Below are 13,641 nucleotides of genomic sequence, written 5' to 3'. Positions count from 1 at the left end.
ACACTTACAACTGGTCTTTGCGCTGCATGACCTCGGACTTGGCTGCCTTGGCCTGCTGTTTGCCTTCTGCGCGCGCCTTGGCCCAAGCCGCGCGCATATCCGCCTGGCTTAACGTCTGACCTCGCTCCTTATGCGCTAGGTAAAGATCCATGACCCGGCCGATGGCATATGTCAGCCCGTAAACCAAAGGAATGGTTGTAAAGCCGGCCAAGAAGGGCAGCCCGGTCTTGTAAAGCCCAAGGGCGATCTGCTGAGCGAGCATGCCCAGACCGACGACGCCACCGATCTCAACCACCAGATCTTTGGCCTCCGTCTCAGAGAGTGGCATGCCCCGGATGGCACTGAGTCGCGTGCCCATGTACGCCTGGATGGGCGTCAGCACAAAGATGTCAGCGAAGGGAATCGGCTGCACCGCGACAGCCGCGCAGGTAGCCGAGAAGATGTGAATGATGCGAGAACGTTTCTGATCGTCGGTCAGGTCCGTGCGATTCTCGATGTCCGTGACTTCACGCTGAATTCGCTTTTTCGCCGATTCAATGATGTCCATCCTGCATGCAACTCCGTATTTGCCGAGACATGACGACAGCAAACCTGAGGCACACGGGAAAACCTGGCCCGAGGTTTTCCCGTTCCTTCAGAAGACCCTAGGCAACGTCCTAACGCACTCATGATCTGCGAGGGGTTGCCTAGCAGAGGTCACAGTGACTTGAACATGCCTCGGAAGGCCCCCTTGATTGCCGTTGCTGATTTGGTTGCCTGTCGAGCGTGCAAGAGGCGTCGAACGGCATCTGCCGGACCCCCGCCTCTTTGCCCACCATGGCAAACACTATAGCAAAAAAGACCGCACATAAAGTATTTAGCACCGCACACGTAAATCAGGCCAAAAATGAGGGTTTTTGGCTTTGGTAGCAAATGTTTGTAGGGATATTCCCTACAAACATAACCGTGGCGGTGTATCGTATTCGATTGGGGTTCGCCTAACCCTTTATAAGAAGCGAGTGGGATATTTATGGTACACAAAAAGAAATGGCTTGGTCCCCGCGCAGGGTTTTGTACAGAAAACGCAAGGCGTGCAAGTGACCCTGTTTGCTGCTAACTGTGTTTAGCGCAGGTATCGCAGCGTTTTCGGTTGGAAAGGACGAAGTCGAAGCGTGAGCCCGCAGCCGCAAACGTCACCCCTATCACTCCATCCGTAGAGCGGGTACAAACCTTCAAGACCCCAGACGGCAAGTTCTTCACCACCGAGGCCGAGGCCATGCGTCATGTGCTGGCCGAGCAGTTCAAACCGCGCATTGATGCCTACCTGGCTTCTCGCGATGACTGGCCGAAGGGCACCGCTGGGCGCATCCGCTCGGTCGTGGGTGAGTTCTTGGCTTGGGAAGAGTCGCAGAAGTAAACGAGTGGCCTGATGCCTCTACCTAGCACACCGCAAACCGCCGCCTTCGCCTTCTGGCAGGGGTACTACGAGTACCAGGCTGGGTTTGCGGTGTGCCCCTATCGCGGGGGCGTTGAGGCGTATGCCTGGGGTCTGGGGTGGAGGGCTCAGGCCTCTGGCCGCTGATACCGTGCGCCGATGACAGTTTGGCGATCCATCAGCCAGTAGACCAGGCCAAGCGCCAACACCACGGCAGCCGTCGCAAGGATATACATCGGCGTCAGCTTCTCGAAGTCGAAGACGATCACCTTCCGCGCGATGGCCATGAGCGCCGTGGCGATGACCAGCTTCACATGCACGACGTCATCACGTAGGTACAGGGTGATGTTGACGAAGATCTCGATGGCAATCAGCACAGAGAGGAAAGCACCGAAAATCACCACGATGTCGTTGATGCGAAGATCGGTCACCGCAGGCGCGAGCAACTGGCTGTAGAGCGCATAGCCCACCTCCAGCACGCCCCAGACGATGGTGATCACCATCATGATGGCCAGCGCGCGCACTGACAGGCGGATGATCCGGTGCAGCACATTGATCATGGCGTCTTCTTCATCGACGCCCAGCTCGCTTTGGCCGGCGGCCTTGATGCGCTGCTTGCGGAAGTGATCCATCAAGCTCTGCACCACAATGCGGTGCTCACGCAGGTAGCCGGTTTTAAAATCCCCTTCATGAAAGTCGTCCAGCTCGGCTGAAGCGGCCGCGCGCAACGCGCGCTCTGATACCTGCTGAAAGCCCATGCTCCAGTCAGCGTACTCGCGCTCGGTAATCGCTTTGCGCTGGATCACCTGCAAACCGGTGTGGCGCGGGTCTTGTTCGATGGTGTCGAGCAACTCGTCGATAACCTGCTCTTCGCCCTCGAGCACCTGCAAGAAGGTACCGTTGCCGTAGAACAGCATCCCGGTCACGCCGATTTGCGGATTGTGCTGACGGCAATACTGGAGCAGGTCTTTTAAGTCCTGCTTGGACATGGGCGCGGTAGCAGCGCTGATATAGACAAGTTGAATCATCCACTAGCTCCTCGGGCAAGTGCTTCGCGGGTGCGCGACAGCGGCTTTGATGACATTGGTGTCGGCAGGGAGAAGGGTACCGCAAACAAGCCGCGTGCGGCGTGTTCTGAGGTGGGTTGTTCGCCGACCGAGTCAACTCCCCCATACCCGGGAACTCAAACCCCACCCCCCACTTCGGATTCCCTCTCACCGCAATAGAGTCCCACCCTTTCTCCACCAGGCTCACGCCCGAATGGAAAATGGTGAGATGACCCAGTGGACTGCGGCCATCTGCTGTCGTCAGCCTGATCCCTAACCGCCCGGCCGCTACGAACCCAGCCTCAGCACATCAAACCGCAATCATCGAGTGACGCATTGCGCCCGCTGGGCGCGACGTGAAAGGTGGAGGTGGAACAGGAAGCCAACAGCCATTGGCCGGCTACCGACACCCAACCCGCCGGTGCGCCCGCAGCACAACCCTCGCTGCACGCAGGAGTGCGCCCGTTGGGCGCGTGGTGGGTGGGGCTCCCCGGGCTTGATGACAACACACCCCATTGTCGTTGCGCATCGAGGCGATGTGTCAGCAGCAACCTCTGGGTCACCCGAGTGGCACAGCGCGCCACTGTCCCGGGAGACGCAGGCTTCAGCAAAGGCTGTGGTCACCGCCATGAAGGCGGACCACAGCAACATCCCACCGTTACACCATCACCATGGAGGGCCATTACATGCCCAATACACCGCAGAACAACGACACATCCCGCTCCGTAGGGCTCATCCTTACGCGAAGGCCTGGCGAGTTGATCATGCTCGAGTTACCCGAGGACCTCGGCGGCCATCGCGTACAGATCAGCTGCGTGGCCATTGACAGAAACCAAGTCAAAATCGGTATCAGAGCGCCGAACGACTGGAATATCTATCGAGGAGAACTGCGCGGTGAGTATGTCGACACTGGCGGCGAAGCACCCGAGGCTGACGTCGAAGCACAAGCACCAGGGGTAACATCTGACAGGCAGCAGATCATCATCCGCACCCGCCCGCGTCGCCGGAGGAAGCAGCCATGAACGACGAACCCTTCTTCCTGACCGACGAGGACATTGCCGATTTAACCGGGTATGTCCGCGCCGACAAGCAGCGTGAGCATCTGCGGGAACTTGGTATCCCGTTCTTCCCGGACAGGAAGGGGCGGCCACGGGTGGCTCGGGAAGCTTTCCGCAATAAGCTGCGCCTGATCTCCGCGCCACCTGGAACGCGATTTCAGTCCGGCGACGTCGAGATTCGGATTCCTTACGACCTGCCGCCAAGGCCAAAAGGCACAGAAGACACGTAGGTCCAACCAATTTGTCAGTGGGGCAGAAGTGGGACAAAATATAAACTGCCAAGGAACAGAGGTGACCGGTTGCGACAAATCTGCATGAATCAGAGCGCACTAGCCTGCTGTTTTTAAAAAGTTTTCCTTTGTCGCTGGGCCTTCACACGGCAGGGGTCGCTGGTTCGAAACCAGCCGCGCCCACCAAAGAATCAAGCACTTAGAAAACCGGCTTAATGCCGGTTTTTTGTTGGGGCCGACCAGGGGTAACAGAGTTTCCGAAGTCACCCGGTCGTTTGCATCACCTCAGCCGTTCAAACATCAGCGTGACGTCAGGGCCGCTGTCTGATAGATATCTCCGGTGTAATACCAGCCGTGCTCGGCCGCGCCCAAAGCTGATTCCAATAGCGATTCATCACGCAGTCCCGGCGAACCGCCAAAGCGTTCGATTTGCTGCTGATGCACCATGAAAATAGCCTGTTTGCTTAAAAAACGCGGCGACTTGCTCATTCGGCCAATTTTTTGAAGGCGGCCTGATAGTTTTCCATTAGTTCCTGGTGAATCTCCTGCACCTCTGCTAGTTCAGTGTTTACAGGCGCAATCATCAAGCACTGTTGTTCGGCGCGGATATCCAGAACAGCCCCCGGCTTCAAATCCAGACTCTGGACCAATTCTCGGGGAATCTTGACTACATAATCCAGGCCAATTTGTTGCAGAATCCCCTCGGTACTCATAACAATTCGGCCTCCTATTCAGTTCACATACGCAGTCAATCCTGAAATCTCGTGCCCGCCCGCCTGCTTTTTCAGCAGCCGATCCAGAACCAGCCGCGCCCACCATCAGGACCGAGGTCGATGCGGCGTTTTTTTTTAAGCCCCGTCCTGCGTCGGGGCAAACTCGGTGCTGAGTGCTGTGAGGAGAGTGCGCAGCTCGGCTGACATGATGATGAATTCGGCATCCTGACGCGCTTGCTCGTCCTCGGATTCATCCGCGAGCGCTTCCTCAACCAGTTCGTCGCTAAAACGCAGCCGTTTGAGCGACAGGTCCTCGCCCAGCACCAGGGATAGTCGCTCGTTCCAGGTGAGCCCCAGCGCGACCACTCGCTTGCCTGAGTCCAGATGGGCCTTGATTTCCGGACTGGTCAAGTCCTGCCCGCGGCAGCGCACTACCCCGCGACTGTCGCCCGGGTCGCGCAGTTCGCACTGATCCTCGATATCGAAGCCGCTTGGGGCGGCATCGCTCGCCACCCAGGCACTCAGGCGCTCGTCCACGGCGGTGGTCGCGCGCAGTGGCTTGACTGGCAGAGAGCCGAGACTTTCGCGCAGCAGGCTGACCAGTTCCTCGGCCAGTTTGTCGCTGGAGGCATCCACCACCAGCCAGCCGGCGCTTGGGTCGACGTAGGCGCGCAGCAAGCGCGAGCGGGTGAACGCACGGGGCAGCATTTCCGTCAACAGTTCCTCGCGCAGGCGGCTGCGCTCGCGTCGGCCCACATCGCGCGACTCGCTCTGCTCAATCTCGGCGACCTTTTCCGCCACCGCCTCGGCTACTACCGAGGCCGGCAGCAGTCGCTCCTGGCGGCGTGCAGCGATCAGCAGGCAGCCGCCGACTTGATGCGCCAGGGTCTCGGCATTGGGTCCCAAGGGTGAGGCCCAGCCGAGTGTGGCGGTCTCGAGCGGACCACAGGGCCGGAAGGCGCGCGCGCCAAGCTGCTCGTGCAGTTGCAGTTGGTCGAGAGCAAACCCGCCTTCGAGACGAAAAACCTTGGCATTTCTGAACACATGGACTCCTTAAAGCTCAGCAAAAGGGCCGCATTATGCGCTGCTGGCGCATCGATGCAAGCCAAATGGTCATACTGCGGCGAACCTCAGTCAGGCTGCTTTTTGCCAGAGCGCTAGAAATTCCTGCGTCCCCGATGGGAACCATGATCGATGCAGATAGATCCAGCAATCCGAGCCAGCCAAAGGTTGCTGCCAGAGATTTTCCGAGACTTGCATCCATCTTGGGACGAGTTGGCGCTAGTGGCGCCCGTTGAATGCAGATGGTGCGCGAGGGGGGACTCGAACCCCCACGGATTACTCCACTGGAACCTAAATCCAGCGCGTCTACCAATTCCGCCACCCGCGCGTGAGAGGTGGGAGCGCTGGTTGGGGCCAGCGCCAAGTGCGAAGTTTAGTTGACCAGGGCGGGGCTGGCCAGTGCGGTGATGATCGTTGCCCCGCAGTAGGGAATCGGGGCGCCTGTTAGAGGCTGCGACAGCGGCTCGGATCAGGTGGTCTGAGCCTGGGTGAGCTTTCGGTTTGCTCAGGCCGTCAGGGTGTCGCTGTCGTAGGTGCTTTCCATGAAGATGAGCGCACGTTCTTTCGTGCGGAAGAAATGGTCGCGCCCGAGCATGTCGAACAGGCGCCCGCGTTCCAGGGCTTCGTAAACCTGGGCTTTGAGGCTGGAGAAGTAGATTTCGATGCCATTGTCGCGGTAGGTGTCGATGACATCGCGTAGGCGTTCTTCGCCGGAGACGTCGATGGCGTTGATGCCGCTGCCGATGACCAGCACGGCCTTGGCCTGGGGGTTTTGCATGCGAGCTTCGAGCAACATGTCCTCGAAGTGAGATGCGTTGACGAAGTTGAGCGAGCCGTCAAAGCGCACGGCGATGAAGTTTTTCCCTAAGGGTGGCAGGTTGTTTTCGGCGGCACCGGCCAGGGTGCCGTCGGCGTCGCGGCCAAGAATGGTGGTGCGCGGTTTCATGGTGCGCAGCATCCATAAAATGATGGCCAGGCCACCGCCGAGCAGGATGCCATTGGCGAGTTGCGGCGCCATGGCCAGGGTGGCGGCGAAGGTGACCAAACCGGCGATGGCTTCCTGCCGCTCGATGCGCCAGGCGCGGATCAGGGCGCGGATGTTGATCAGCCCGAACACCGCCATCATGACGATGACTGCCAGTACCGCTTGCGGCAGGTGGTAGAGCAGTGGCGTCAGGTATAGCAGCACCAGCATCACGGCGATGGCGCTGAAGATGGCGAAGAGCCCGGTCTTGGCGCCGGTTTTGGCCGCCACCGCCGAGCGCGAGAAAGAGCCGCTAACGGTGAAGGAGCTGAAGAAACTGCCGACGATGTTAGCCAGGCCCTGGCCGATGAGTTCCTTGCTGGTATCAACCCGCTCTTTGGTTTGGGCCGCGATGGCTTTGGAGATGGAGGTGGCCTCCATGAAGCCGATCAGCGCCATGACCAGTGCCGAGGGCAGCAGGGCCCAGAAGAAGTCGAGTTTGAAGCTTGGCAGATGAAACTGGGGCAGGCCTGCGGGAATGGTGCCGACCACGGCGCCGCCGCCCATGAAGGTGATGTTGTCATCCTGGACTTTGCTGATGCGCCAGGTGTGGCTATCTGCGGTAATCCCGGGTGGGGTTTGGCCTCGACGGAAGAAGATGTCCTGGCCATCAGAGGTGACGGCATGCTCGAAGCGCATTCTGTGCAGGTCGACCTGGCGCTCATTGTTGGAGAGTTTGCGGTGTTCCATGTCGCGGTTTAGCACGCGCAGGTCGGCTTCCATCAGGGCGAGTTCGCCGAAGCGGTCGTTGTCTTTGGCTTTGGCCAGTTCGCGGATGTCCTGCGCGATGCTGGCGGTGTTGCGCCCGAGCGCGTCGATGGCGCGCGCGTTGGATGCGTAGTCCAATGCGAGCTGGCGCGCGGCGGGGTCCTGAATGGCATCGACGCTGACGACTTGGTTGCGCTCAAAGCCGATCAGCCAGCTGACAAGGGTGGCGAGAACCACGGCAAGCAGCACGCCGGGCAACTTGGGGGCGATCTTCTTGGTGCCCACAATGATGGCGACCGTGGCGAGCGCGAACAGCACGGTTGGCAGATGGGAGCTGGGTAATTGCTCAATCACTGTCCAGAGATCGACCACGAAACTGTCGGTGCGCGGGAAGGGCACATTGAGCACCTTACTGAGCTGTGACAGGCCGATGATCAGGGCGGCGGCATTGGTGAAGCCGATGATGACCGGGCTCGATAGAAAATTGGCGATGATGCCCAAGCGCAGCAGTCCGAGCAGCAGGCGCAGCACTCCGACCATGAGCGCGAGCATAATGGACAGTTGCAGGAATTCTTTACTGCCGAAAGCGGCCAGCGGCAGCACCGCGGCAGCGGACATGAGCGAGAGCATGGCCACCGGGCCGGTGTGGAGTTGGTTGGACGAACCCCACAGCGAGGCGATGATGACGGGAACGAAGGAAGCATAGAGCCCATAGACCACCGGCAGTCCGGCAAGCTGGGCATAGGCCATGCTCTGTGGTACCAGCACCAGTGCGACTGTGATGCCGGCGATCAAGTCGGCTTGCAGTGTGACGCGGGTCATGGGGAACCAGCGCAGGAAGGGGAGCAGGGCCAGCAGGAGCGGAGATTTCATCGGACTCACCAGATTCGACTGACTGTTGGGGCTTGCGGCATTCGGGGCAGGGCGCAGCATGAAGCGCGCGGGAGGCTTGTTTCATCGCCGATTTGACCGCTTAGATTAACCCATGCCGCCATCGTTGATGATAGATGTTGAGCGTGCGATCTATCGATAAATGGCTATGTTTTGGACCCGGTGTCGGCTAAATTTTGCGGATTGGCTGAGCGGCTGTGGGGCGCAAAAAATAGGCCGCGCCACAGGCGTGGGGCGGCCAAATCCAAGGAGGAGTGGATGATTTCGGCTACCACTGTAAAAAGCATCCGGGCGCTTGTCGCTGACAATTCGCAGTTACTTTGGGTTGTGGCCGATCCGGGCTTGGTTGATTTTGCGAGCAATCCTCAAGGTCGTATCGGTCAACTCCGCTTCGGCGAATCATCTCGCCGCAACAAGCGGGCCGCTGGGATACTTGATCGCGACACCGAGGTTAATCCACCCTTAATCTGCCGCCGCATCCCCGGCTAGCTTTGGCGTGACGCCGAGGTCGGTGCATAGCGCCAGGATGGGCTTGGCCTGATTCATGGTGTAGAAGTGCAGCCCCGGAGCGCCGCCGGCGACTAGGCGCTCGCACAGCTTGAGCACGACGTCGTGGCCGAAGGCGCGGATGGCCTCGCGGTCTTCGCCGAAGGCTTCCAGCCGGCGGCGTATCCAACGCGGGATTTCGGCCCCGCAGGCGTCTGAGAAGCGCGCGAGCTGGGAGTAATTGGTGATGGGCATGATGCCGGGAATAATGGGCACGGCGATGCCCTGTTTTTCGCAGGCGTCGACAAAGGCGAAGTAGGCATCGGCGTTGTAGAAGTATTGGGTGATAGCGGTGTCCGCGCCGCAGGCCACCTTGTGCTTGAAGTGCTCTAGGTCGGCGCTGGCTGAGGCGGCCTGTGGGTGGAATTCCGGGTAGGCGGCCACTTCGATGCTGAATTGCTGGCCATAGGCTTCGCGTAGATATGCGACCAGTTCGCTGGCATAGCGAAAGGTGCCGCGGTCGGGTCGACCCATGCCGGAGGGCAGATCGCCGCGCAGTGCCACCAGGCGGGTGATGCCCTGTTGGCTGTAGTGCTCGACAATGTCGCGGATTTCCTCCTTGCCGGAACCGATGCAGGCAAGATGGGGCGCGGTTTCGATGCCTTGTTCGCGCAGCCAGGAGACAGTCTCGAAGGTGCGCTCGCGGGTGGAACCGCCGGCGCCGTAGGTGCATGAAAAGTAGAGTGGTTTGAGCTGATTCAGTTGGGTGACCGCGCGTTTGAGCTTGGTCATCCCCTCGTCCGTCTTGGGCGGAAACACCTCGAAGCTCAGGGTGTCTTGCAGATGCTTGGTCATGGTATGGCCTTCGCGATAGTGAGCGGGAGTGGGCGCGCGGGGATTGGGCGATCTGGAGGTTACCCACCAAGTTGCCTCTCCCAGGTCGCCCGTATTTAAGTCAGCCTTCCCCAAAGTGCTTGGGGAAGGCTTCCGGCTCAGTAGCGGTAGTGCTCGGCCTTGTAGGGGCCGTCGACGCTGACGCCGATGTAGTCCGCCTGGTCGGGGCGGAGTTTGGTCAGCTTGACGCCGATTTTTTCCAGATGCAGCCGCGCGACTTCCTCGTCGAGATGCTTGGGCAGCACATAGACGCCGGTCGGATACTCGTCCGGCTTGGTGAAGATCTCAATCTGCGCCAGTACCTGGTTGGTGAAGGAGTTGGACATCACGAAGCTCGGATGCCCGGTTGCGCAGCCAAGGTTCACCAGCCGCCCTTGTGCGAGCAGGGTGATGCGATGACCGTCGGGGAAGATGATCTGATCGACCTGCGGCTTGATATTGACCCACTCGTATTTTGCGAGACTCTGAACCTGAATCTCGTTATCGAAGTGGCCGATGTTGCAGACAATTGCCTGGTCCTTCATCGCTGCCATGTGGTCATGGGTGATGATGTCCAGGTTGCCGGTGGTGGTGACGAAAATATCGCCCTGGTTGGCGACTTCATCAAGGCGCACCACACGGTAGCCTTCCATGGCCGCCTGTAGAGCACAGATGGGGTCGATCTCAGTGACCCAGACGGTGGCGCCGAGTGCGCGCAGGGCGGCAGCCGAGCCTTTGCCGACGTCGCCATAGCCACAGACGATGCCGACCTTGCCGGCGATCATCACATCGGTGGCGCGCTTGATGGCGTCGACCAGAGACTCGCGGCAGCCGTAGAGGTTGTCGAACTTGGACTTGGTGACCGAGTCATTGACGTTCATCGCCGGGAACAGCAGAGTGCCGTTTTTGAACATCTCATAGAGACGATGCACGCCGGTGGTGGTCTCCTCGGTCACGCCCTTGATACCCTTGGCCATTTTGTGCCAATGCTCGCGGTCGCGCTCGAAGGTCCGGCCCAGCACGCCGAGTACTGCCGTCCATTCTTCATTATCGTCTGCGGTCGCCTTGGGCACGCTGCCGGCTTTTTCGTACTCAACGCCCTTGTGGACGAGCAGAGTGGCGTCGCCGCCGTCGTCGAGGATCATGTTCGGACCCCTTTTTTCTCCATTGGGGCCGTCCGGCCAGTTGATGACCTGCTCGGTGCACCACCAGTACTCTTCCAGGGTCTCGCCCTTCCAGGCATAGACTGGGATATCGCGCGCGGCGATAGCAGCGGCGGCATGGTCTTGGGTGGAGAAGATGTTGCAGGAACACCAGCGCACTTCGGCGCCGAGTTCGACCAGGGTCTCGATCAGCACCGCGGTCTGGATGGTCATGTGCAGGCTGCCGGTGATGCGCGCGCCTTTCAGCGGCTTTTCGGGGCCGTATTTTTTGCGCAGTGCCATCAGACCAGGCATTTCGGTCTCGGCAATGACCATTTCTTTGCGGCCGAAATCGGCGAGGGACAGGTCGGCGACTTTGTAGTCAGTAAACTCACTCATGGTTAATCAGCTCCTGATGAATCGTGAGTGAGCGCCGTTGTAATTGTTGGGGCTCCAGCTTCCGAGCCTGGCCCTTGCCCTTGATGATCCATTTGAGAATCCAGGGTGGGTTGCAGCGCTCCTCGGAAGGGAGGGTTGGATGCGTGATTTAAGTAGGCGTTTGAATTCCTCGTTGGTCAAACCAGCATCTAGTGTCAGATCCCTGCCGCATCCTTCAGCGCTGCGGCCTTATCGGTCTTCTCCCAGCCGAATTCCGGCAGCTCGCGACCGAAGTGGCCGTATGCAGCGGTCTTGCGGTAGATGGGCTGGATCAGGTTCATCATGTTGACCAGGTTGTAGGGGCGCAGGTCGAAGTGCTCGCGCACCAGCATGGCGATACGATCCTCGTCGATTTTGGCGGTGCCGAAGGTTTCGACCGAGATCGAGGTCGGCTCGGCGACGCCAATGGCATAGGAGATCTGAATCTCGCAGCGCTCAGCCAGACCGGCGGCAACGATGTTCTTAGCCACATAGCGCCCGGCATAAGCAGCGGAGCGGTCCACCTTCGATGGGTCCTTGCCGGAGAAAGCACCACCGCCGTGACGGGCCATGCCGCCATAGGTATCGACGATGATCTTGCGCCCGGTCAGGCCGCAGTCACCCACAGGGCCGCCGATGACGAAGTTGCCGGTTGGGTTGATGTGGATCTTGGTGTCCTTGTGCATCCACTCAGGCGGAATCACCGGCTTGATGATGTTCTCCATCACAGCCTCTTGCAGATGGGCATAATCAATGTCCGGGTCGTGCTGAGTGGAGAGTACCAGCGCATCGACGGCGACGACCTTGCCGTTTTCGTAACGCATGGTCACCTGGCTCTTGGCATCCGGGCGCAGCCAGGGCAGGACGTGTTGCTTACGCATCTCGGATTGGCGCTCGACCAAGCGATGCGAATAGGTGATCGGAGCCGGCATCAGCACGTCGGTCTCATTGGTTGCATAGCCGAACATCAGGCCCTGGTCGCCGGCGCCTTGTTCCTCGGGCGCGCTACGATCAACGCCTTGGGCAATGTCGGTGCTCTGCTTGCCGATCAGTGACATGACCGCGCAGGTGGAGCCGTCGAAGCCGACATCTGAGCTGTTGTAGCCGATATCATTGACCACCTCGCGTACCAGGGTGTCGAAATCGATCCATGCCTCGGTGGTGATCTCGCCGCCCAGGATGACTGCGCCGGTTTTGATCATGGTTTCGCAGGCAACGCGAGCGTGGGCTGGGTTGGGGTCGGTGGCCAGAATGGCATCGAGCACCGCGTCGGAGATTTGGTCAGCCACCTTGTCGGGATGGCCCTCGGAGACGGACTCGGAAGTGAATATGTAGTCTCTCGCCATGGTTGGGTTTCCTGTCGGATGTTGAAGCCTAAAGCACCCGCGCAAGCGCGCTGGATGTTGCGTGGCGTCGGTTGATGGGAGGGCAGAAAGTTGGCCACTGATTGGCCGCCCTCAAGGAAGGTGAGTTCCCCAGTGTAACCGCAGAGGCGTCCAGAATGCAAAAGGCGCGCAGCGGTCAGTCAACTATTCTGACGCGCTTGACTCTTGTTTTTTAAAGTAATATTGCGTTCCGGAAGTTGCCGGTTGCATCCGTATAGTGTTTGTTTGCGGGGGCAGCGGGTCGGGTGCGAGCGTGCGATCAGGTTTGGGGATATCTGAGCTTTCCGGTACCATTAAACGGCTAATTTTTGAACAATCTGTCAGGCGCTCTCGCCTGGGGAGTCAGAGCATGGTTTCACTCGAAACACCGGTGTGCGAATTCGGTCTGCCCGCTCCGGATTTTTCCCTGCCGGGCGTGGATGGCAAGACCTGGACGCGCGATGACTGCAAGGGCCCCAAGGGGCTCCTGGTGATGTTCATCTGCAATCATTGCCCCTATGTGCAGGCAGTGCGCGAGCGGATCGTGCGTGATGCGCGTGAACTGGCCGAGCTCGGCGTCAACTGCGTCGCCATTATGTCGAACGATCCGACCGACTATCCCGAGGATTCGTTTGAGAACATGAAGCAGGTTGCCGAGCAATTTCAGTTTCCTTTTCCCTATCTGCTCGATGAGACCCAGCAAGTAGCCAAAACCTTCGGTGCCATCTGTACGCCTGACTTTTTTGGTTACAACGGACAGCTTGAGCTTCAGTATCGCGGGCGGCTGGATGAAAGCCGCAAGGAAGCCGCGCCCGAGGGCGTGCGTCGCGACCTTTTCGAGGGCATGAAGCAAGTGGCCGAGACCGGCAAGGGCCCGGAGAAGCAGATTCCCAGTGTCGGCTGTTCCATTAAGTGGCGGGAAGACTGAGGCGGCTGCGGGGACTTACCCTAATCAAAGAGATTCATTCTCCGGGGGTGCGGGACCATGCGCCTTAGGCTTGCCAGGCTTAGACGACGAGCGGAGCATTTAAGGCCCAACCGACTGATTTGATGGGTGGATATTGGGCAGCTCCGGAAAGCCGGAGCGTCCGAGGCATTTGGTGCCTGTTCGGAAAAAGTTGCTCCTGTGGGGCATTCCTACTTAATATGTCGGTTTTTATGTCGCGCGTTTTTCCCGTGTGGCGGGATTTCAGATTGGGCGTCGGCGGCTTGG

General features: G+C 59.4%; 13 protein-coding genes, 1 tRNA gene and 1 riboswitch. Of the genes, 4 read left to right on the top strand and 10 right to left on the bottom strand.

Annotation, left to right across the window (positions count from 1 at the left end):
* Positions 1-4 precede the first annotated feature (4 nt).
* The gene (locus Thiofri_RS20555) at positions 5-547 is read right to left on the bottom strand and encodes a YcjF family protein (protein ID WP_009148012.1); all 543 of its coding nucleotides are present in this window, start codon (positions 545-547) and stop codon (positions 5-7) included.
* A gap of 582 nt (positions 548-1,129) precedes the next feature.
* Here Thiofri_RS20555 and Thiofri_RS20550 point away from each other — a divergent pair.
* Complete coding sequence (locus Thiofri_RS20550; RefSeq protein ID WP_009148011.1) at positions 1,130-1,396, top strand: hypothetical protein; 267 nt, start codon at positions 1,130-1,132, stop codon at positions 1,394-1,396.
* 146 nt (positions 1,397-1,542) lie between these two features.
* Here Thiofri_RS20550 and Thiofri_RS20545 read toward each other — a convergent pair whose 3' ends face one another.
* On the bottom strand, positions 1,543-2,442 hold the full coding sequence (locus Thiofri_RS20545; RefSeq protein WP_009148009.1) for a phosphate-starvation-inducible PsiE family protein: 900 nt from the start codon (positions 2,440-2,442) through the stop codon (positions 1,543-1,545).
* A 782-nt stretch (positions 2,443-3,224) separates the two neighbouring features.
* On the opposite strand from Thiofri_RS20545, the gene Thiofri_RS20540 reads away from it, so the two are divergent.
* A complete protein-coding gene (locus tag Thiofri_RS20540; protein ID WP_190275791.1) occupies positions 3,225-3,482 on the top strand; it encodes a carbon storage regulator in 258 nt (85 codons plus the stop codon).
* A complete protein-coding gene (locus Thiofri_RS20535) occupies positions 3,479-3,748 on the top strand; it encodes a DUF4224 domain-containing protein (RefSeq protein ID WP_009148007.1) in 270 nt (89 codons plus the stop codon). The genes Thiofri_RS20540 and Thiofri_RS20535 overlap by 4 nt, the downstream gene beginning before the upstream one ends.
* A gap of 300 nt (positions 3,749-4,048) precedes the next feature.
* On the opposite strand, the gene Thiofri_RS20530 is transcribed toward Thiofri_RS20535, so the two are convergent.
* From Thiofri_RS20530 to metK, 8 genes are all read right to left on the bottom strand, one after another.
* On the bottom strand, positions 4,049-4,237 hold the full coding sequence (locus Thiofri_RS20530; RefSeq protein ID WP_009148006.1) for a hypothetical protein: 189 nt from the start codon (positions 4,235-4,237) through the stop codon (positions 4,049-4,051).
* Positions 4,234-4,461: an AbrB/MazE/SpoVT family DNA-binding domain-containing protein gene (locus Thiofri_RS20525; protein ID WP_009148005.1), complete on the bottom strand. Its 228-nt coding sequence runs from the start codon at positions 4,459-4,461 to the stop codon at positions 4,234-4,236. Before Thiofri_RS20525 ends, Thiofri_RS20530 begins: the two co-directional genes overlap by 4 nt.
* Positions 4,462-4,596: 135 nt before the next feature.
* The gene (locus Thiofri_RS20520) at positions 4,597-5,505 is read right to left on the bottom strand and encodes a recombination-associated protein RdgC (protein ID WP_009148004.1); all 909 of its coding nucleotides are present in this window, start codon (positions 5,503-5,505) and stop codon (positions 4,597-4,599) included.
* A gap of 261 nt (positions 5,506-5,766) precedes the next feature.
* Positions 5,767-5,851 (bottom strand) — tRNA-Leu (locus Thiofri_RS20515).
* Between the two features lie 177 nt (positions 5,852-6,028).
* Positions 6,029-8,128, bottom strand: a complete 2,100-nt coding sequence (locus tag Thiofri_RS20510; protein WP_040856222.1) for a SulP family inorganic anion transporter — start codon at positions 8,126-8,128, stop codon at positions 6,029-6,031.
* 480 nt (positions 8,129-8,608) lie between these two features.
* The gene (metF, locus tag Thiofri_RS20505; protein ID WP_009148001.1) at positions 8,609-9,487 is read right to left on the bottom strand and encodes a methylenetetrahydrofolate reductase [NAD(P)H]; all 879 of its coding nucleotides are present in this window, start codon (positions 9,485-9,487) and stop codon (positions 8,609-8,611) included.
* Between the two features lie 137 nt (positions 9,488-9,624).
* The gene (gene ahcY / locus Thiofri_RS20500) at positions 9,625-11,046 is read right to left on the bottom strand and encodes an adenosylhomocysteinase (RefSeq protein WP_009148000.1); all 1,422 of its coding nucleotides are present in this window, start codon (positions 11,044-11,046) and stop codon (positions 9,625-9,627) included.
* Between the two features lie 22 nt (positions 11,047-11,068).
* Positions 11,069-11,176, bottom strand: a riboswitch (S-adenosyl-L-homocysteine riboswitch).
* 64 nt (positions 11,177-11,240) lie between these two features.
* A complete protein-coding gene (gene metK, locus Thiofri_RS20495; protein ID WP_009147999.1) occupies positions 11,241-12,410 on the bottom strand; it encodes a methionine adenosyltransferase in 1,170 nt (389 codons plus the stop codon).
* Positions 12,411-12,798: 388 nt separating this feature from the next.
* Between metK and Thiofri_RS20490 the strand changes: the two genes are divergently transcribed.
* On the top strand, positions 12,799-13,356 hold the full coding sequence (locus tag Thiofri_RS20490) for a thioredoxin family protein (RefSeq protein ID WP_009147998.1): 558 nt from the start codon (positions 12,799-12,801) through the stop codon (positions 13,354-13,356).
* The last annotated feature ends 285 nt before the right edge of the window (positions 13,357-13,641 follow it).

Source organism: Thiorhodovibrio frisius (genome assembly GCF_033954835.1).
In the GTDB taxonomy this organism is placed as follows: Bacteria; Pseudomonadota; Gammaproteobacteria; order Chromatiales; family Chromatiaceae; genus Thiorhodovibrio; species Thiorhodovibrio frisius.
The sequence above is the reverse complement of the archived record's forward strand: the minus strand, read 5'-3'. Positions and strand labels throughout refer to the sequence as shown.